We start from the raw sequence: 18,579 nt of genomic DNA, 5'->3' as shown, positions 1-18,579 counted from the left end.
GCCGTCACCGCCGCGTCCAACCGCTCCAAGTCCGACCAGGACCCGGCCGAATGGCTCCCGCCGTCCTCCGGCGCGATCTGCCGCTACACCTCGGAATGGCTGGCCACCAAGCTCCGCTGGGGCCTCACCGTCGACCAGACCGAGCAGACCCGGCTGTACGAGCTGGCCGCCGACTGCTCCGGCGACCAGGTGACGTACGAGACGGCTCCGTAGGACCGGACGGCAGGGGTCCCGGGCCGCCGTGGCAGAGGCGGCCCGGGACCGGGTCCCCCGCACGGGCGGGGGGGGCGGGAGGCACCGGGACGGATGTCGTTCCGGCGGGCGGCGAGGCCCACGGATCCGGACGACTCTCCCCGGCCCCGGTGCGCCCCCTCGGTATCGGCCGGGTCGGTGCCGGCCGGATCGGTGCCGGTCAGTGGATGATGATCTCGAAGCCGGTCTGCGCCTCCCGGTCGTTGGCGGTCGCCGTGATGAGGAACGGCCCGGTCACGGTGCCCGCGGTCAGGGTGGGCGCCTGGGCGGTCCCGTCGGCCCCGGTGACCGCGGTCGCGGTCGTGGCGCCGCCGGGGAAGGTGAGTTCGCCCGGGGTGATGAAGGTGATGACGGCGCCCTCGACCGGCGCGAACGAGACGTCCATCGCCTTCACGGTCAGGGCCTGGGGGACCGGCCGCCCGGCGGTGACGGTCTGGCTGTCACCGGAGAAGGCCCGCAGATAGGTGACGGTCGCGGCGGCCTCGGTGGTCGCCGCGGAGATGCCGGCCGGGGCGGGGGCGGCCCCGGCGGCGGCCACGGCGGCCGGGGTGAGCGCCGCCGCGGCGGCGGCGAGGGCGACGGCGGCGAAGGCGGTGCCCGCGCGACGCCGGAGTGACGGATTCATAGCTGCCTTCCTCGGGGGACGTGGTGGGGAGTCCGGCCGCTCAGCACGGCTTCGCCGACTTGATCGCCCAGCCGGCGTCCCAGGTGAACCCCGGTACGGCGGCGAAGCTGTTGCCCCGGTAATCGGGCTCCGAGTAGACGCAGTACGTCAGCAGGGTGCGGTTGGAGTACGACCACGAGCCGTCGATGCTGGCGCCGTTGGAGAACTTGAGGGACGAGAGGTCGGGGATATCGGTACCGGGCAGTGCCGCGAACGACCACCACGTGTAGCGGAGGCCGTTGAAGAGGCAGAACCAGCCGGTGGGGCACTCCGGCCCGTACTCGCCCGCCTGGTTGAGGATATGGACTCCCGGCGGGTTGGCCGCGGCGGCGGACGCCGGGGCGGCCGGAGCTACCAGCAGGGCGGCGACGGCCAGGCCGAGCGCGGCGAACGCGGCCACCGGCCGGCGGAGTACGGCGGGGACGGTGGCCATCACGCTGCCTCCAGGGCGGGGAGATCTTCGGACCAGATGACCTTGCCGGTGCCGGGCACCGTGCTGGTGACCGGGCCGATGCGCTGATAGCGCTGGGTGGCGGTGTCACAGCCGAGGATGCGCTCGTAGTACCCCGTGACCCGCATGGTCTCGATACCGATGTAGACGATGTAGCCCTCGTACGGGCCGACCTCGTAGGCCACCTCGGTCTCCCGCTCGACGGAGTTCTCCTGGGTGATGGAGAAGCCGTAACCGGCCCTGAGCGTCGCGGACATGCTCGCGGAGAAGATGCTGAAACCGGCGGTGATCTCGATCCCCACGTCCACCGAGTGGGTGTACGAGCTGGTGGTGGTCTTCTTGACCCGCTCGGTGTACTTCTTCGGGCTCTTGCTCTTGCGGTTGTCGAAGGTGAACCGTCCGGCTTCCACCCGCTCCTGGATCGGAGCGCCCACCTGGGCGAAGTGCCACTGGTCGTCGCAGGGGATGTCGCCGGGATCGGCCAGGGCCGGTGCCGCCGACGCGGTCATCAGCAGGGAGGCGGACAGCACGCCCGCGCAGAGCGCCGCGACCGTCCGCCGCAGCCCGGATCGCCCGCCGGGACGCTTGCTCAGTAGATCCATGCCGCACCCTCGGGCTTCATCGCGGTGGCCGTGGTGGTCGCGTCGGCGGTCCAGTACAGATGGGAGGCCGACTGGGTCCTGGTCAGCTCGACCGAGACGGTGTCGCCGCCCTTGATCTGCCGCCAGATGAGGTTCAGGGCACCGGTCAGGGTCTCCTGGCAACGGGCCGTGGAGCTCTGTCCGTTCTGAACGCCCGAGCAGTCGTAGACCACCACCGACAGATCACGGAAGGCCCGCCCGGTATTCGTGAACGCCAGATACGGCTCGTTGTTCCGCAGGACGCAGACCGAGAGCGTGCCGCCGGTCACCGGGATGCTGCGCGGTGTTTTGACGCAGTCCGGCGCGGCGGCGGCCGGCGGGGCCTGGGGCGCGGCGGCGACGGGGGGCGCGGCGCCCAGGGGCACCAGCAGGCCGGCCGTCACCGCGATCAGGGCGGCCCAACGGCCGCCGTACCGTGTCCGCATCGCGGACAGTGGAGTGGACATAGCTCTCCTCACGAAGGGTGTGGAGGGTCACCGGCGCACGGCGGCGGGGCACGACGAACGGCCCGGCCGGACACCGGAGGACAAGGGAGTAGCGAGTGCGCCCCGTTGAGCTGCGGCACGCGCACTGACGTGCCTGGATGTCCATGCGGCCCCAGCGGATGGCGACCGTTCTGCGGCACGGACGGCGAAAGGAAAGTGGTCTGCTTCCCAGAGCCCGGCCGCCGCTCGCACCGTGGATTCGGTGAAGACCAAGGCGGCCGTTTTGACTTCCGTATGGTCTGCCCGTTACCGGGTGTCGACCATTGCCCAGCATGACAGCAGAGGTCTCGACAACTGCACAATCGGGTCGTCCCACTTATCACCCGGACAGGTGAAGCAGGGCCTCCGGTCCCATCAAAGGTTCGTCGAATGAGCGCTCGAACGCCCCGCGCCCGGAGCGCCCTTCGGCCGTCGGCGGGGCGTCCCCCGCCCGCTCAGAGCCGGGACGGCGGCACCTCGGCCACGACCACGTACAGCGTCACCGCCCCCAGGAAAGGCCCGTCCGACGCGAGCGCTTCGAGCCAGGCGTCGCCCCGCTCCCGCGACAGATATCCGGCGGCGATCGCGCGTTCGGTGTTGCGGTGCAGTCCGAGGACGTCGTCGGCGGCGCGGACGTCGCGGAAGACCGAGGTCACCGGGATGACCGTCGGTACGTCGAAGCCCGCCGCCAGTGCGATCCTGGGCAGTTGGCGGCCCAGGATCCCGTTGTGGACGATCCGGTCCGTGATGTGCCGGGTGTAGGCGCGGGCGGTCTCCAGGTCGGGATGGTCGACGGCGAGGGAGTCCCAGTCGGGTTCGGCCATGACCAGCCGGCCGCCGGGCCGCAGTACCCGGCGGACCTCGGCGAGGGCGGCGGCCGGGTCCTCGACGTGCTGGAGTACACGGTCCGTACGCGCCCGGTCGGCGCCCGCGTCCGGGAACGGCAGCCGGTGGACGTCCCCGATCCGTACCTCCACATTCCCCTCGGCGGCGGTCCGCTCCCGGGCCCGCTCCACCATCTCCCGGCTGGCGTCGATCCCGATCACCGAGCCCCCGGGGCCGACCTGGCGGGCGAGCGACTCCAGATCGGTGCCGGGCCCGCAGCCCAGGTCGAGGACGGTGTGACCGGCGCCGGCCCGGAGTTCATGCCGTGCCACGTGTTTGTAGGACCGGCCCGCGCCGGTGGCGGCGACCCGGTCGAGATAGCGGATCTCGTCGGGCGGAACGGTCTCGAAGACCTGGCCGCTGACCCGTTCCATGGTCCGCGCCTCCCGGGCCAGCACGTCCCGGCCCCGGCCGGTGATCCGGTACGGCCGCCTGCGCTCCCGTACCTCCATGGCCTCGATCAGCCCCTTCCGCTCCAGCCGTTCGAGGGCGCCGTAGAGACTGCCCGCGCCGAGCTTGGCGCCGGAGAGCTTCTCCACGGCGGAGTTGACGGCATAGCCGTGCAGGGGGCCTTCGGCGAGAACGGTCAGGACGAGGGTCTGTGCGTCATGGGTCCGCATGGCGGCGATAGTACGTGGCGCGTACTACGCGGCGCGAGCTATTCACCGTACAGCTGTCCGCATCCAGCACCCGGGCATAACCCGCGGAAGGCCGGGCAGGGGCGGGTCAGGCCCCGCCGCGCTCCCCCTCGCGGCGGGGCCACCCGCTTTTCTGTTCGCCACGCCTGAATTCCCGTACGGTGAACTCACGTTCATCGTATGAGCATCAGAATTTACGGCGGAAAGAGCAGGATCGTTTCCCCCTAAGTGCCTGCCGGAATAATCCGCGCGAACCCCCGCCCGTCACCCCGCTCACACCCCTCCACCTGCGATGTCACCCGGCGTGAACCGGCACCGGAATGCCGTGAAACCGGCGCTTGAGGCACGTGGGCCCAAGGGATGCGCCAAAGTGCGCCGTCTCTCCGGGGTTGGCGTACAGGCCGATGAACGGGAAATTCATCGAGCGGGAAATACGCCCGCCGGGCCAGCGAATCGGCCCGGTATCGACGCGTACCCCTTTCCCCTTCCGGTTTCCAGTTGCCACGTTCCACGGAGGTTCCATGTCAGCCTTGCGTGCCCGAACCACCCTCGTCGCCACGGCGCTCGCGCTCGCCGCGACCGGCGCCGTCCTCGCCTCGCCCGCCCAGGCGGCGGCGCTCAGCCGGTTCGACAACGGCAGCTTCGAGTATCCGCTCGCCCCCGCGAACTCCTTCTCGACCCATGCCGCGGGCAGCTCCCTCGGCCCGTGGCGGGTGGGCGCGGGCGGAATCGACCTGATCGACAACGGCTTCTGGCAGGCGGCCGAGGGCGACCAGTCCATCGACCTCAACGCCGGTTCGCCGGGGTCGGTCGCCCAGACGTTCACGACCGTGCCCGGGAAGACGTACACCGTCAGCTACTCCCTGGCCGGGAACCCCGAGGGCGTGAACCAGCCGGTGGTGAAGACGGGCCGGGCGCTCATCGACGGCCAGAACTTCCAGGACTTCACCTTCGACGTCACCGGCAAGACGCGGGCGAATATGGGATACGTGAACCGCCAGTTCACGTTCACCGCCGGCGCCGCGGCGACGACGCTCGGCTTCGTCAGCAGCACAACGGGCGCGCATGGCCCGGTCCTCGACAATGTCCAGGTCAAGCTGGGCTGTTGCGGCTGTTCGTCGTCCTGCTGACCCGGCTGGACCCTGCCGAGGTCGCGGCCGGGTAGATATGTGCGTACGGTACGGGCCCCGCGCCTCCCGCGCGGGGCCCGTACCGTACTCAGCCCTCCATCAGGCTCGTGGCCGGGTCCCGGTCGGTGAGGCAGTACACGCCCCCGGACGGATCCCGCAGCACCGTCCAGTGCTCGAAGACCCCCACCACGGTCGCACCCAACGCCTCGTGCGCGGCGGCGGACGCGGCCCGGTCCGCCGCCGCGAGGTCGATATGCGCACCCGCCTCCCGGGGCTCGTCCAACCGCTGGAGCAACAGCCGTACCGGCAACCGCCCGGCCGGGGCCTGAACCGCCCGGTACTCCGCCCGGGGTGCGATCAGCAGCGGCCAGCCGGTGACGGCGCTCCAGAACTCGGTCTCCTTCTCGTATATCTCCGGCGTGATATCGAGGCAGATCTGGTCGAGCCTGGTCCCGGCATGGGTGTCGGGCCGCCGGGACTCGCCGTTCCACTCCACCGAACAGAACGCCTGCCCGCCGGGCGAGGCCAGCACCACGTAGTCGTCGTACTCCCCGACGATCTCGGCCCCCTCCCTGACGGCCCGCGCGGCGAACCCGGCCACGTCCTCGACATGGAAGTCGATATGGGCCCCGCGCGTCCCGTCGTCCCAGGCCCCGACGCCCTGGAGCCGTACGTACGGATCGGCGACGGCGGCGTCCGGCAGCAGCGTCGCGAACTCGCCGTACGCACCCCGGCGCGGGGAGAGTCCGGTCCCCGTGACCGCCGTCCAGAACTCCGCGGCGACGGCGAAGCGCTCCCGCGGCCGGTCCACGAACAGGCTTGTCCAGCGAATCATGGTGCGCTCCCCTTGCTCGGCTTTTTCTGCGGGCTGTCCGCCGCAAGGAAGGGTAGGCGGCGACCGCCCGGTCCGTCGTCGTACCGGGGTGATCACCCCACTCGCCCGGCACGCCGTTTGAGTACGGATGCTCATGTGGCCGCCCGGCGATGATCGAAAACTAGCCACATGAAGCGATTCGACGCCCCTACGACGGGCACCGCCCGCACCGCCCGCACCAGCCGCCGTTCGCGTCTCGCCCTGGCGAGCACGGCAGTCGTCGCGGTCCTCGCCCTCGCCGCCTGCGGCACCGACAAGGCGAACGCCGACGGCACGATGACGGAAACCGCACGAACCGGTACGCAGTCCCAGCCCCAGGCGCAGCCACAGGCCACGGTGGCGGCGACCGCGAAGAAACAGCCGGCGCACGAGGACGACACCAACGCCGATTGGTCGTTCTTCGAGATGCTGACGCAGGTCTCGGACCCCTGCTACCCCGACCCGGTCCCGCCGACCATGCCGGTCGAGCCTCCCCTGAAGGACGGACTCGGGCCCGCCGGGAAGCCGCCGACCCGGCCCGGCCCGGTCCCGATCGACGAATCCGCCCCCGTCCCCGAGCGGATCGACACCATCGAACCGCCGGCCGAGCTGTCCGAGGCCGAGCAGTGCGCGGGCAAGCGCCACGCGGACCGGATCACCAAGGCCCTCAACGGCAAGTCCACCGCGCCCGACCAGGTGCGCAAGGTCCTCAACGACCTCACGTACGACAACGAGCGCATCCACGCCCTGAAGCGCACCGGCTCCACCACCACCTTCGCCCTCGACCTCCGCTTCCTGGGCAGTCACCTCGCCCTGAAGGCGACGGTGACGGCGAAGGGCACGACGGTGGAACCCTTCTGGGCCAATGAGCAGGGCCGGTTCGTCCTGGCGGAGACCGCCTCCCGGTAGCCGGAATCGGTGAACGGGCCCGCTCAACAGGCCCGGTGAACAGGCGGCCCCGTCAACAGACCCGGTCAACGGGCGGGCCCCGGACGCTCCGGACCCGCCCCCCCCTACCCCACTACCCTGGCCGCACCGCGGTGACGACGTAATAGTCGAGAATGCCCCGCTCCCAGGCGTGCCGGAAGTTCCGGGGCCAGCTCCCCGGCGGCCACCAGCGGGCCAGCCAGAGATCCCAGCCCGGCCAGACCCGGTCCCCGATCGACTCGACGCGTACGTCGTCGAAACCCGCCCCGGTCAACGCGGCCACCAGCGCGCCGACCGGGCGGGCGATGTCGAGACCGTTGGCGAAGGTCTCCAGCAGCCCGGCGAGCTGACCGGGCCGTACCGGGGCCCCGTCGACCGCGAAGAAACTGGTCACCCCCACCCGGCCGCCGGGCCGAAGTACCCGGGCCGCCTCCGCCGCGAAGGCGTCGAGATCGGGGAAGTGCTGGGCCGCCTCCACACTGATCACGGTGTCGAACTCGGGCCCGTCCCACGGCATCCGCTCGGCGGCGCCCCGGACGAACCGCAGCCGCCCCGGCTCGGCCCGCAGCAACTCGGACTGCGCCGCGCGGGCCCGCCGGAGCTGTTCGGGGTGGATGTCCATACCGGTGATCACGGCGGGCGCGTACTCCCGCAGCGCCACCGCGCACCCCATCCCCAGCCCGCACCCGACCTCCAGAATCGAGCCGCCCTCCGGTGGCGCCAGCGCGTCCAGCACTCTGCGGTACAGATCCTCCTGGCTCCGTACCCGCTCGGCCTCGCCGACGGGTGCGCCGAGGTCGACGTCCCGCCAGTAGCCGAAGTTGATGAACCCCCCGGCGAAGATGGGCTCCCGGCTCAGATCCCCGGTCCCGTACGCCTCCCGTACCGCCGGGCTGATCACGGGCCAGGCCGCGTCGTCGTCCGTACCGTCCGTCACCCTGCCGCACCTCCGAAAGCGCGATCACCGTGCCGCGCGCGGCTCTCCCCGGCGGCCGGACCGGGAGATGACTTGCCCGACGGCACGGAAACCGAAACGCCCGGGACGCGGGATCCGGCGATCCGGTCATGGGCGTGCGGGCCCGGCCGCGTACTCCAGCGGCGGCGCCATCGCCCGTACGTCCGCGTTCTCGCCCACCCACAACCCGATGTACAGGGCGGCCGTCGCCTCCAGCAGCCCCGCGCGCTCCAGCCCACCGGCGGCCAGGGGCTCGCAGCCCGCGTCCCGCACCAGTTCCCCGACCCGTACGAGAGCCCGCTCGTCGTCCCCGCAGACCGGCACGGCCAGCGGACGGCCCTCGAACACCGGCGGCAGCATCCGCCAGACGTCGACATGGCAGAGGTTGAAGGCCTTCACCACCCGCGCCCCGGGCGCGGCGTCGGCCAGCAGCCGCGCCGCCGAAGGCCCGCCCCCGGTCAGCAGCCGAAACCCCGGCCCGACCGGATTGGAGCAGTCGAGCAGAGTCTTCCCCGCCAGCTCGTCCCGGAGTTCGCGTACGACATCGCCCCCGGCGCCGTACGGCAGGGCGACCAGCACCACCTCCCCGAACCCGGCCGCGTCACGCAACCCACCGGCCCCGGCCCCCGGCCCGAGCCGGGCCGCGAGCCGTTCGGCCGCACCCGGGTCCCGCCCGCCCACGACGATCCGGTGCCCCGCCCGCGCCCAGTGCCCGGCCAGCGCGTCGGCCATCCCTCCCGTCCCCAGTACGCCGATCCTCATCGCCCGTTCCTTCCGTCCGGCTACGACTTCCCCACTTCCCCATCGACGCTAGGGACCGGGCCGGGCACCATCTGGTACGTGCCACCAGACGCCTTCCTCGCCGACTGCCGCGCCCGCCTCGCCTTCGACCTGCTCGCCAACACCTGGAACCCGGTGGTCCTCCGCTCCCTGCGCGACGGCCCCCACCGCCCGTCCGACCTGCGCCGCCACATCGGCGGCATCAGCTCCAAGGTCCTCACGGAAACCCTCCGCCGCCTCACCGCCGACGGCCTGGTCGAACGCCGCGCCGCCACCCCGTCCCGGGTCGAATACGCCCTCACGGACCTGGGCCGCACGCTGCTCGCCCCCATCGACGCGATGGGCGCCTGGGCCTTCGCCCACGGCGACGAGGTCCTGGCGGCGCGCGAGGAGACCTGCGTCCGGGCGCGGGGCGGGCGGTGACGCGTCGGGAATGTGCTCGGGGCAAGTAACGCACCCGGGCCGGACTTCGACGGGTGCCGTCGTGGTTCTCCGGCAGAGCTGGCATTCGGCGGTGTCGGGCTCGGGCGGTCTGGTGAGGAGCCCGTCCCGGGTCACCGGATCCACGTCCGGGCGGGCCCCGGCCTAGCGGCCCGTACGGCCACGGGCTGTTCGAAATGGAGCCCGTCGGGAGCGATGATCACCCTGCGGGGAGCGACGGATCGTTGCCGGAGGATGTCCTGGGCTTCGGCCCGGGTGGGGCTGGTCCAGGGCCGGGCCCACGGGTCGGCCGGGGTCGGCCGGGTCACCACGATGACGGCGGGTCGGCTTCGGCACAGCTTGAGTAAAGCCCGCACGGCGGCAATGAGGCTGGGGATAAGGTCACGCATACGACAGGTCAGCTCCTCGGAGGGCTGGTCGGTTGAGCCCCGGGTGACCGCTGCGAACGGTCGGTCGGGGCGTTTTGCATTTCTGTGGGGGTAGGTGGTCCCGGCTCCGTGCCGCGGGGGACGGTTGTACGGAGCCGGGACCCGTTCCCGGGCCCGGGGCGTGAGACCACCGAACCCGGGAGCTATCAGGCCCGCCGGGGCCGGACCGGGGCCCGCTTACGCGGCTTGGGGCACTCAGGATGCGCGTACAACGACGGACGAGACCCGGACGCCGAGAACCCCAGCATCAGCAGCGTCTCCTCGGTCCGCTCCACCAACCGCTCGCAGTACACGCAGTACTCCGGCGGACCACCGGACGACGCGGAAACGAGGATGTCGATCACGATCGGCCCCCGGGGACATCCCGGCAGCGAAGGCACCGGCAAGGCGGAAACCGCAACGGCTCCAACGGCAGACGATCACGGTCGGCCCCTACACAAACGACCGTCGGCGGCCCCCAGGTCCGCCCCGAGTCCCGGGAGACCCTGATGGTCATCCGGGGCCGGGCTTCTCCGCTCCGGGCATCTGACACCGTCACCGAGCGCTCCCGCACAGCCGGGAGATCGACATGCGGCGCTCAGCATCCGTCGGATGCCCGACGGAGGGTTCGCCTAGGAGAATCCGCACGCTCATCGTGCCCGCCTTCCTGATGCGGGGCCCGTGAACCAGGCCACCGGTCAGAAAGGAAACCGACGACCGGGATGGCAGGAGACCGGTGTCCGTGCGGCGTGCAAACCCTTTGCACGCCATGCAAGTGGTTTACGGGGACTCGCGTCCCGGCCGACGACGGGGCGAGAATCCAACTGGCTGGAGGGGATACGGAAGGTGGGAATTCATGACTGTGGACGCCCCGCACCCAGGCCGACGCACACCCTCGGCTCCGGTCGCCGGCGCACGGGGTGGTCCCGGTGGAATCGTCAGACTGGCCCGGGTCGCCGCAGGTCTCACCCAGGCCGAGTTGGGGGCGGCCACCGGCTACACAGCGGCTTCGATCTCCAGAATGGAGCGGGGCAAGCAACCGATGCGGGACATGGTCCTGTTACGGCGTATCGCCGAAGTGCTGGGCGTGCCGCCTCATCTGTTCGGGCTGGCTGCGGGGCACTCCCCTCCTGAGGCACACGAGTCGGGCCCTCATGTGCAGACCTCGGCAACTAGGGTGGCCGGAAAGCCGCCGCTAGGTGAAGAGGGTGATGATCCCGTGCGACGCCGCAACCTCCTGGCCGGACTCACGACGACAGCCGCGAGCGCCGTACTCGGTACGGCACCGGCACTCGCCGCCCCGACTCTTTCCGGGCTCGAGGACTTGTTGCTGCACCGAGGCGTCCCCGGCACCGGGATCGAGCCCACCCAGCAGTCGGTGGCGGCCGCGCTCGCTGCCTCACGACGAGAGTTCGCCGCCTGCCGCTACGACGCCCTGGCCCGCGCGCTGCCCGCCCGGATCGCCCTCGCCCGAGCGCTGGGGCAGCAGGGCGCGCCAGAGCAGTCGGCCACCGCAGTCGCCGAGTTGTACAACACCGCCACGCGGCTCTGCATCAAGCTCGGCGAGGACGGTCTGGCCGCAGTCACCGCCGACCGGGCCCTGACCGCCGCCCTGTCCGGGGCCGGGGCGCTGACCGTCGCCGAGGCGCACCGTATGGTCTCCAGCTCTTGGCGGCGCCAGGGGCACTACGCCCGCGCCACCGAGGTGGCCGTCACCGCCGCCCGGCAGCTCGCGGACGACCACGCGGCCCCGGAGGCCGAACGCCTCTCCGTGCAGGGCAATCTGTACGCCACCGCCGCGTACACCGCCGCCAAGCAGGGGGATCGGCACACAGCCCGGGAACTGATCTCCGAGGCCGAGGCCACCGCCACCCGGCTGGGCCGGGATGGTCAGCCGGGCGGCACCACCTACTTCGGCCCCAGCCAGGTCCTGCTGCACCGGATTTCCATCAGTCATCTCCTGGGCGATTGCGGACTCGCCGTCGAGCACGCCCGCCGGGTCGACGTCACCCGCCTCCCGTCGCCCGAACGCCAGGCGCGTTACTGGATCGACGTCGCCCGCGCCTTCGACCAGTGGGCCAAACCCGACCGGGTCTACCAAGCCCTCCTGGCCGCTGAGCGGGCCGCCCCGCAAGAAGTACGGCGCGGCTCGGTCCACCCCATGGCCACCGGCCTCCTCCGCCACGACCGCGCCCTCCCGGGCGTCCGCGCCTTCGCCAACCGCGTCGGCGCGCTGAACTGAACAGTCGGCATCGCCCCGGGCACCCTCGCCCATCAGAAGTGGCCTCCCGGTCGGATACGTCCGGCACCAGGCAGCCCGCCACTCGTTAGGGAATGCAGTTGATTCCGCCACCTCTTCCCCGCGCGTGCGGGGATGTCCCCAGTCCACTTGGCTGTGCAGGCCAAGTCATGAAGTCGTCCCCGCACGAGCGGGGTTGTGTTGCCTCGTGGGCGTCGAACCGAACCCTTCGGTTCGACGCCCACACGTGCGTGGTGGTCCGACACTGAACCGCACGCTTGGCGCCCTCTCGATCATCAGCCCGACTCACCGATAGCAGCCACCTCAACCAAGGGGACTGTTCTCCTCAACCGCGTAACCGGTGGACCAAGAGGTCGGTTAGCCCGAAAGCAGGTCGGCGACCGGTCTGTCCTACGAGCACCCGCTGGAGGAAGTAGGCGAGCATGGAACCAAGGCCTCCCTGGTGGTCCGATCCAGGGTGGTGGAATCTCCTCGTCAGCCTGGCCATCGCAGTCATCTCCTGACGCACGACCCCAGCAGGCCAGGCGCACGATGTCAGCTCGTCCTCGGATGAGCTCTCAAGAAAGCCTCACAACACCGAAGCGCCCCACCCGGCCACAACCGGATGGGGCGCTTCGTCGCAGGTGACCCGGGTGAACCCGGGGCCCGTCGTGGTAGGCCGCGTGGGACTCGAACCCACAACCAACGGATTAAAAGTCCGCTGCTCTGCCAATTGAGCTAGCGGCCCTCGGCCCGACCACACCTGAGCATAGCCCGAGCCGGAGCCGGAGCCGATCGGGTATCCCGTGGTAGGCGTGTGGCGGGTGGGGAAGGGCCGTCGCCGGGAGCGTGAGATGTCCCCGGCGGCGGCCCTCCGCGTCAGTGGAGCGAGGTGTACTTCTGCCAGCCCGTGCCCACCTGCGTGGGGGCCCCGAACGTGCCCGTGCCCGTACCCAAGTGCTGCCACAGGCGGCCCGAGGTGTCGCGGGAGAGCAGGTCCTGGCGGGTGTCGCCGTTGAGGTCGCCGACGCCAGCGAAGGACGTGTGGGTGGCGTGCCAGTCCTTCGCGACCAGGGTCTTCGCGCCGAGGGCCGACTTGCCCGTGCCGTTGAAGCGCCACAGTTCGCCGCCGCCGTCGCGGGCCAGCAGATCGGCGTGGCCGTCGCCGGTCACGTCGCCGGGGGCGATCAGGGTGAGGCCCTTGAAGGAGCCGGGGAGGCGGACCGGGGACGCCAGGGTGCCCTGTGCCGTCGTCGGGTAGAGGGAGAGCGTGCCGTCCGGCTTACGGGCCAGCAGATCGCCCCGGCCGTCGCCGGTCAGGTCGCCCGCCGGGAGCAGGGTGTCGAAGGCGCCGAAGCCCCAGCCGATCCGGACTCGAGGGGTCGCCGGGTCGGGCAGCGTTTCGCACAGGCCACGCTCGTAACGCCACAGTTCGCCCGCCGTGGTGCGGACCACCAGGCCATCGCAGCGCCCATTGTTCACTGCGCCCATGGGGACGACCGCGTTGATGTTCTTCCAGCCCTTGGAGACCTTCTGGACGGCACCGCCGGACGCGGCCTTCGTCAGGTTCTGGTGGGCCACGAGATCGCCACCGGTACGGGTGACCAGCTCCGGCAGCCCGTCGCCGTTGAAGTCGCGCGGGACATCCTTGCCGCCGCGCACGGTGAACTTTCCGCTGTCGTAGGTCTTGCCGTCGACCGTCAGCCACCACCAGTACGAGCCGTTGCGTACGGTACGGCCCGCCGCGTCCTTGCCGTCCCAGTCGATGTCGAGCTGGGCGCCGGAGCGCCGGACCCCTGCCTGCGGCAGCGTGGGTACGGTCGCACCCGCCGCGTCCTTGATCGTGATCGACCAGGTGGCCGCCGGGCGGCTGAGCTGCCAGCGGCCGTTCCACCGGCGGTCCACATAGGCGGGGTCGCCGTAGAAGTCGGCTTGGCCGTCGATCTCGGACTCGATCACCGTGACCGGGGCGCGCTCCACGTCCACCGGCTTGATCCGGATGCCCTGGTCGGTGGAGGCGTAGGCGACATGGCCGCCGAACTTGTCGACCGTCCACTTGCTGTTCGGGGGAAGGGTCGCGAACGGAGCCGTACCCCCGGTGTGAAGATCGGTGAGCCGGAGCTGGTCACCGTCCTGGCGGGCCACGAAGCCGTCGCCGAGGCGGGCCCGGCCGCCGGGGGCGACCGGAACGGTACGGCCGGTGGTGCGGTCCAGGACGCCCGCCTTGGTGGTGCCGCAGGCCCAGTAGAGCCAGCGGCCCACGGCCTGGAGGTCGTTCGGTACGCAGCCGGAGCCCAGCTTCAGCTCGGCGCCGGTCTTCTTGGTCTTGAGGTCGTACGGGACGACGTTCCCGGCGGTCTTCCCCGGTGTCCACAGGGTCGTGCCCCAGACCGACGCGGCCGTGTTCGCCCGCTTCAGCGCCACGTTGTCGGCGTAGTGCATCCGTACGTCGCCGATGTACTGGCGGCCGTCGCCGCCGGTCAGTACCGAGTAGCGGCCGGTGGTCTCGGTGATCCGTGCCGGAGCGGCTACGTCGACCCAGGCCAGGCTCGTGTCCCCGTTGGGCACGTGCAGCCCCGCCGAGGTGACGAAGGCGCTGCGGCCGTCGCCGAGGGAGTGCAGATCGCCCTGGAGCGCCTGAGTGCTCCGGTAGACCAGCCGTTGTTCCCCGATCACGGGGGTGCCGGAGCCGGACAGATCGTGCTGGTAGAGGGCGGGAAGGTCGGTGGTGGAGTGGGCGAAGTAGCTCAGCCGGTCGCCGCCCAGGGCGAGGCCCTGGATCTCCGCGTTCATCTGCGGTACGGCCCGGACCGTCGAGAGCCCGACCGTGCCGTCCGCACCCGCCGCGATCCGGCGTACGGCCCAGTCCGCGCCGCTCGTCCCGGCCGCGACCAGCACACTGCCGTCGGGGGCGGGAACCAGGTGCTCGGCCGCGTACCGGATGAGTTCGCGGGTCTCGCCGGAGTTGTCGATCGGGATCGCGTACAGCCTGGCTCCCCGGACATGCGGCTTCGCGTGCACTTCCAGTTGGCGGCTGAGGACGATCGTGTCGCCGACGACCGCGATCCCGCCGTAGGCGCGCTCGGCGCCGACCGGGTCGGGGAGCTTCGTGATGATCGGCGCCGCGTTCGGAGTGCGCAGATCGAGGGTGGTGACCTGCTTCCGCCACGGATCGAAGTCGGTTATCACGTGGTGCTCACCGAGTCGGCGGTAGCCGCCGGAGGGGCTCGGGGGCAGCTTGGCCAGCCGGGCGGTGCGGTAGTCCAGGACGTAGTCGGTGATCGTGCCGTTCTCGCGGATGCCGATCACGGCCGCGTATCCGGTCTGCTCGGCCTCGTAGGAGTCCACGTCGGCCTCGTTGACCGCCGGGAGGCCGGTGACCGGGCGCTCCTCGGTGGTGCCGTCGGCGGCACGCCGCAGGACGCTCATCGAGACGGCGGTGCCCTCGGTGTTCACCCGGTGGACGACGATCGAGTCGGCGGTGTGCGCGCCGCTGTACAGGGCGCCCTGGGGGAGCCGGTAGACCGTGTCCCCGCCGGTCGCCAGGTCGGTGACGGTGACGGTGACCGTGCCGTCGGCCGCCAGGTCCTCCTGGTCCCGGAGACCGGAGTGGCCACGACGCTGGCCCAGGTCGGCGGAGATGTCCCGGACCTCGCCCGTGGCCCGGTCGAACCACTTGTGGTCCTTGCCCCGGCCCTCCTCACGGGCCAGATAGCCGGTCGCACCCGCCTCGGTGAGCACCACCTCACGGGGGAGGTAGCGCGACAGCGGCGGCAGAACCGCCTCCGCCGACGCGGCACCGGACTGCTGCGGCGCGACCGGCGCGGCCGGTGCGGCAGGCGCCGCCGTGGCCGCCGGGGCCACGGCGGTGACCAGGCCCGCGCCGAGGGCGACGGTGACGGCGGTCGCGACGGTGCGTCCGGTGGCCGTACGAGCACAAGAACGGCCGAAACGATTCTGCAAAGAAGCCCTCCCCAGGGGTTCGCGAACCGCGCGGCGACAGGGGTCAGTACGGCGGATCCGCGAAGCGTCAGTCAGTGGTGTGGCCCGGAGGCGGGAGGAGCGACCGGACGACCGGCGCTGCGCAAGCGGATACCCCGACCTCGGGCGGCGCCATGCTAGCAACGGGGCAGGGTGGCCGAAAAGGCCATTACACAGGGATATTCGGCGGTGGTACGGGACAGGGCCCGCACCCCTCGTGGGGTGCGGGCCCTGTCCGGGAACCCTGCTGACCTCGGGTCAGCCGTTGCGCTTCCAGCGCGGCTTGTCGTCGCGGCGGGCGAACGAGCCGGAGGAGCCGGACGTGCTGCCGCCCCGGTGGTCGTCGCGGCGGCCGTACGGACGGTCCGAGGAGCCGGCGCGGAAGCCGCCGGAGGGGCGGTCGTCGCGGCGGTCGCGGTTGAACGGACGGTCGCTGCCCCGGTGGCCGCTGGGACGGTCGTCCCGGCGGAAGCCGCCCGACGGACGGTCGTCACGACGGAAGCCACCACGGTCGCCGCCGCGGTCGCCGCCGCGGTCGTCACGACGGTCGTCGCGGCGGAAACCGCCGGAGGGCCGGTCGTCACGGCGGTCACGGTTGAACGGACGGTCCCCGCCCCGGTCGTCCCGGCGGAACCCGCCACGGTCGCCACCGCGGTCGTCACGACGGTCGCGGTCGAACGGCCGGTCGTCACGGCGGTCACGGTTGAACGGACGGTCCCCGCCCCGGTCGTCCCGGCGGAAGCCACCACGGTCGCCACCGCGGTCGCCGCCCCGGTCGCCACCGCGCTCGCGGTCGAAGGACCGGCCACCGCCGCGGCGGTCGAAGTTGCCCCGGTCGTCCCGGCGCTCGAAGGACCGCTCGCGCTCCTCGCGCGCCCGGCGCTCCTCGCGCTCCTGCTTGGCGGCGGCAGCGGCGGCCTCCGCCTCGAGCTCGGCCTCGACCGCGCCGGTCACCTCGGCGACCGCGGCCTCGGGGTCGTCGCCCCGCTCGCGGGCGGCCCGGGCCACCAGCCGGTCGGCCTCGTCGCGCAGCTCGACCGCGCGGCGCTGCACCCGCTCCAGCTGCCGGTTGAGGTCGGCGACCTCGCGCTCGGCCTGCTTGGCGGCGTTGTTCGCGGAGTCGGCCTGGACCTCGGTCAGGGACCGGGCGCCGGTGATCTCGGCGACCTCGGGGTCGAAGGCACCGGCGCCGCCCACGATGTGGCGGGAGGCGTCGACGCCCGCGTCCTCCATCAGCCGGAAGATCTGCCGGCGCTGGTGGGGCAGGGAGAGGGAGACGACCGTACCGGAGCGGCCCGCGCGGGCGGTCCGGCCGGAACGGTGCAGGTAGTCCTTGTGGTCACCGGCCGGGTCCACGTTGAGGACCAGGTCGATGCCGTCGACGTGGATACCGCGGGCGGCCACGTCGGTGGCGACGAGCACGTTCACGTACCCGTCCTTGAAGTCGGCGAGGGTCCGGGTCCGGGCGCCCTGCGTCATACCGCCGTGCAGCGCGTCGGCCTTCACACCGGACTCGCGCAGCTGCTCGGCGACGCGGTCGGCGCCGAGCTGGGTACGGACGAAGATGATCGTCCGGCCCTTGCGGGCGGCGATCGCGGAGGTGACCGGGGCCTTGTCCTTGGGCTTCACGACCAGGACGTGGTGGGTCATGGTGGTGACATTGCCCTGGGCACTGTCGACCTCGTGGCTGACCGGGTCGGTCAGGTACCGCTTCACCAGGGTCGCGATCTCGTTCTCCATGGTGGCGGAGAAGAGCATCCGCTGGCCGTCGGCCGGGACCTGGTCCAGCAGCTCGGTGACCTCGGGCAGGAAGCCCAGGTCGGACATCTGGTCGGCCTCGTCGAGGACCGCGACCTGGACCTGCTCCAGGGAGCAGGCGCCCCGGTTGATGACGTCCCGCAGCCGGCCCGGGGTGGCGACGAGGACGTCGACGCCCCGCTCCAGCGCGTAGATCTGGTTGCCCATGGACGTACCGCCGCAGACGACCTTCATCTTCAGGCCGAGGACGTCGCCGTACGGCTGAAGGGCGTCGGCGACCTGCATCGCCAGCTCACGGGTCGGGGTCAGGATGATGCCGCGGGGCTTCTTCTTCTCGGTGCGGCCTTCCGCGAGGGTGGCCAGCAGGGGAAGACCGAAGGAGAGCGTCTTGCCGGAGCCGGTACGGCCACGGCCGAGGATGTCCTTTCCGGCCAGGGCGTCCGGAATGGTCGCGGCCTGGATCGGGAAGGGGGTGGTCACACCGTTCTGGCCGAGCTTGCGGACGACGCCCTCGGGCAGACCGAGGTCCGCGAAGGTGATCTGCGGCTCGGCGTCTTCGACATCGGCGTCGTCGGCCGCGTCGTCGTCCTCGGCACGGAGGTCGTCCGCGTCATCGGCGGCGTCATCGGCCGCCACGATGTCGGTGTCGGTGTCGGTGTCGACGGAGTCGGTCGGCTCGGCCGCGATCTCGACCGGAGCGATGTGCTCGGGGTGCTCGGGGTTCTCGGTGCTCTCGGCGGGAGTGGTGTTCTCGACCGGCTCGACAGCGTGATCAGAAGTGAAAGTGGACATGCGAAATGCGAAACCTTCCGGAGTCTCGGCACGCGCCCGAACTCCGTGATTTCACACACGACCGCCTCGATGCGGTCCGCCACGGCTGGGAAATACGCGCCACACGGCGCGCTCTTCCGGCGCCGGGCAATGGGATCAAACGATCTACCACCATACGCACCCTCCCCGGTCCGAGGCAAACCGCTCGGGCGTGACCCCCGTTACACGCGCCCGCCGCGCGCCCCGCGCGCTCCGTCGCCGTACGCGTCCGTACGCGTCCGTACGGTCACCGGGCGACCCGGCGGCGACCGTCGGGCGGTACCGCCGGAGCAGCACGGCCCG

General features: G+C 71.7%; 15 protein-coding genes, 1 tRNA gene and 2 pseudogenes. 6 read left to right on the top strand and 12 right to left on the bottom strand.

Annotated features, from left to right (window positions below; all coding sequences use genetic code 11):
* A pseudogene (locus tag ABZ714_RS27780) lies at window positions 1-213 on the top strand (HNH endonuclease); the annotation flags it as partial.
* A 199-nt stretch (window positions 214-412) separates the two neighbouring features.
* Here ABZ714_RS27780 and ABZ714_RS27775 read toward each other — a convergent pair.
* From ABZ714_RS27775 to ABZ714_RS27755, 5 genes are all read right to left on the bottom strand, one after another.
* On the bottom strand, window positions 413-877 hold the full coding sequence (locus tag ABZ714_RS27775) for a hypothetical protein (RefSeq protein ID WP_358828078.1): 465 nt from the start codon (window positions 875-877) through the stop codon (window positions 413-415).
* A 40-nt stretch (window positions 878-917) separates the two neighbouring features.
* The gene (locus ABZ714_RS27770) at window positions 918-1,349 is read right to left on the bottom strand and encodes a peptidase inhibitor family I36 protein (protein ID WP_358828077.1); all 432 of its coding nucleotides are present in this window, start codon (window positions 1,347-1,349) and stop codon (window positions 918-920) included.
* On the bottom strand, window positions 1,349-1,969 hold the full coding sequence (locus ABZ714_RS27765) for a hypothetical protein (RefSeq protein WP_358828076.1): 621 nt from the start codon (window positions 1,967-1,969) through the stop codon (window positions 1,349-1,351). The genes ABZ714_RS27770 and ABZ714_RS27765 overlap by 1 nt, the downstream gene beginning before the upstream one ends.
* Window positions 1,957-2,454: a hypothetical protein gene (locus ABZ714_RS27760; RefSeq protein ID WP_358828075.1), complete on the bottom strand. Its 498-nt coding sequence runs from the start codon at window positions 2,452-2,454 to the stop codon at window positions 1,957-1,959. Before ABZ714_RS27760 ends, ABZ714_RS27765 begins: the two co-directional genes overlap by 13 nt.
* 473 nt (window positions 2,455-2,927) lie before the next feature.
* Window positions 2,928-3,977 (bottom strand): methyltransferase domain-containing protein, encoded by a 1,050-nt coding sequence (locus ABZ714_RS27755; RefSeq protein WP_358828074.1) that lies wholly within the window; start codon window positions 3,975-3,977, stop codon window positions 2,928-2,930.
* 539 nt (window positions 3,978-4,516) lie between these two features.
* Between ABZ714_RS27755 and ABZ714_RS27750 the strand changes: the two genes are divergently transcribed.
* Window positions 4,517-5,125, top strand: coding sequence for a choice-of-anchor C family protein (locus ABZ714_RS27750; RefSeq protein ID WP_358828073.1), 609 nt, complete (start codon window positions 4,517-4,519; stop codon window positions 5,123-5,125).
* Between the two features lie 88 nt (window positions 5,126-5,213).
* Here the strand turns inward: ABZ714_RS27750 and ABZ714_RS27745 are convergent, their stop codons facing one another.
* Window positions 5,214-5,960, bottom strand: coding sequence for a VOC family protein (locus tag ABZ714_RS27745; RefSeq protein ID WP_358828072.1), 747 nt, complete (start codon window positions 5,958-5,960; stop codon window positions 5,214-5,216).
* A 168-nt stretch (window positions 5,961-6,128) separates the two neighbouring features.
* Here ABZ714_RS27745 and ABZ714_RS27740 point away from each other — a divergent pair, with 168 nt between their 5' ends.
* Window positions 6,129-6,887, top strand: coding sequence for a hypothetical protein (locus ABZ714_RS27740; RefSeq protein ID WP_358828071.1), 759 nt, complete (start codon window positions 6,129-6,131; stop codon window positions 6,885-6,887).
* Window positions 6,888-6,999: 112 nt separating this feature from the next.
* On the opposite strand, the gene ABZ714_RS27735 is transcribed toward ABZ714_RS27740, so the two are convergent.
* Together ABZ714_RS27735 and ABZ714_RS27730 are read right to left on the bottom strand one after the other, a co-directional pair.
* Window positions 7,000-7,842 (bottom strand): methyltransferase domain-containing protein, encoded by an 843-nt coding sequence (locus ABZ714_RS27735; RefSeq protein ID WP_358828070.1) that lies wholly within the window; start codon window positions 7,840-7,842, stop codon window positions 7,000-7,002.
* A gap of 126 nt (window positions 7,843-7,968) precedes the next feature.
* On the bottom strand, window positions 7,969-8,622 hold the full coding sequence (locus ABZ714_RS27730) for an NAD(P)-binding domain-containing protein (protein WP_358828069.1): 654 nt from the start codon (window positions 8,620-8,622) through the stop codon (window positions 7,969-7,971).
* A 78-nt stretch (window positions 8,623-8,700) separates the two neighbouring features.
* On the opposite strand from ABZ714_RS27730, the gene ABZ714_RS27725 reads away from it, so the two are divergent.
* Window positions 8,701-9,063, top strand: coding sequence for a helix-turn-helix domain-containing protein (locus ABZ714_RS27725; protein WP_358828068.1), 363 nt, complete (start codon window positions 8,701-8,703; stop codon window positions 9,061-9,063).
* Between the two features lie 592 nt (window positions 9,064-9,655).
* Here ABZ714_RS27725 and ABZ714_RS27720 read toward each other — a convergent pair.
* Complete coding sequence (locus ABZ714_RS27720; protein WP_358828067.1) at window positions 9,656-9,853, bottom strand: hypothetical protein; 198 nt, start codon at window positions 9,851-9,853, stop codon at window positions 9,656-9,658.
* A 404-nt stretch (window positions 9,854-10,257) separates the two neighbouring features.
* Here ABZ714_RS27720 and ABZ714_RS27715 point away from each other — a divergent pair.
* A pseudogene (locus ABZ714_RS27715) lies at window positions 10,258-10,578 on the top strand (helix-turn-helix transcriptional regulator); the annotation flags it as partial.
* 129 nt (window positions 10,579-10,707) lie between these two features.
* On the top strand, window positions 10,708-11,730 hold the full coding sequence (locus ABZ714_RS27710; protein ID WP_358828080.1) for an XRE family transcriptional regulator: 1,023 nt from the start codon (window positions 10,708-10,710) through the stop codon (window positions 11,728-11,730).
* A gap of 669 nt (window positions 11,731-12,399) precedes the next feature.
* Here the strand turns inward: ABZ714_RS27710 and ABZ714_RS27705 are convergent.
* The 3 genes from ABZ714_RS27705 to ABZ714_RS27695 form a co-directional block, all read right to left on the bottom strand.
* Window positions 12,400-12,475, bottom strand: a tRNA-Lys gene (locus ABZ714_RS27705).
* Window positions 12,476-12,606: 131 nt separating this feature from the next.
* Entirely contained in the window at window positions 12,607-15,690 is a 3,084-nt protein-coding gene (locus ABZ714_RS27700) for an FG-GAP-like repeat-containing protein (RefSeq protein WP_358828066.1), read from the bottom strand.
* Between the two features lie 276 nt (window positions 15,691-15,966).
* Window positions 15,967-18,258, bottom strand: coding sequence for a DEAD/DEAH box helicase (locus ABZ714_RS27695; RefSeq protein WP_358828065.1), 2,292 nt, complete (start codon window positions 18,256-18,258; stop codon window positions 15,967-15,969).
* Window positions 18,259-18,579 lie beyond the last annotated feature (321 nt).

This window comes from Streptomyces sp. NPDC006798 (assembly GCF_040635975.1).
GTDB lineage: Bacteria > Actinomycetota > Actinomycetes > Streptomycetales > Streptomycetaceae > Streptomyces.
The sequence above is the reverse complement of the archived record's forward strand: the minus strand, read 5'-3'. Positions and strand labels throughout refer to the sequence as shown.

Bases quoted from the DNA above. Each gene is read 5' to 3' on its own strand.
- ABZ714_RS27750 (WP_358828073.1), top strand. From the start codon at position 4,517: ATGTCAGCCTTGCGTGCCCGAACCACCCTCGTCGCCACGGCGCTCGCG.
- ABZ714_RS27770 (WP_358828077.1), bottom strand. From the start codon at position 1,349: ATGGCCACCGTCCCCGCCGTACTCCGCCGGCCGGTGGCCGCGTTCGCC.
- ABZ714_RS27745 (WP_358828072.1), bottom strand. From the start codon at position 5,960: ATGATTCGCTGGACAAGCCTGTTCGTGGACCGGCCGCGGGAGCGCTTC.
- ABZ714_RS27695 (WP_358828065.1), bottom strand. From the start codon at position 18,258: ATGTCCACTTTCACTTCTGATCACGCTGTCGAGCCGGTCGAGAACACC.
- ABZ714_RS27730 (WP_358828069.1), bottom strand. From the start codon at position 8,622: ATGAGGATCGGCGTACTGGGGACGGGAGGGATGGCCGACGCGCTGGCC.
- ABZ714_RS27740 (WP_358828071.1), top strand. From the start codon at position 6,129: ATGAAGCGATTCGACGCCCCTACGACGGGCACCGCCCGCACCGCCCGC.
- ABZ714_RS27765 (WP_358828076.1), bottom strand. From the start codon at position 1,969: ATGGATCTACTGAGCAAGCGTCCCGGCGGGCGATCCGGGCTGCGGCGG.
- ABZ714_RS27775 (WP_358828078.1), bottom strand. From the start codon at position 877: ATGAATCCGTCACTCCGGCGTCGCGCGGGCACCGCCTTCGCCGCCGTC.
- ABZ714_RS27755 (WP_358828074.1), bottom strand. From the start codon at position 3,977: ATGCGGACCCATGACGCACAGACCCTCGTCCTGACCGTTCTCGCCGAA.
- ABZ714_RS27760 (WP_358828075.1), bottom strand. From the start codon at position 2,454: ATGTCCACTCCACTGTCCGCGATGCGGACACGGTACGGCGGCCGTTGG.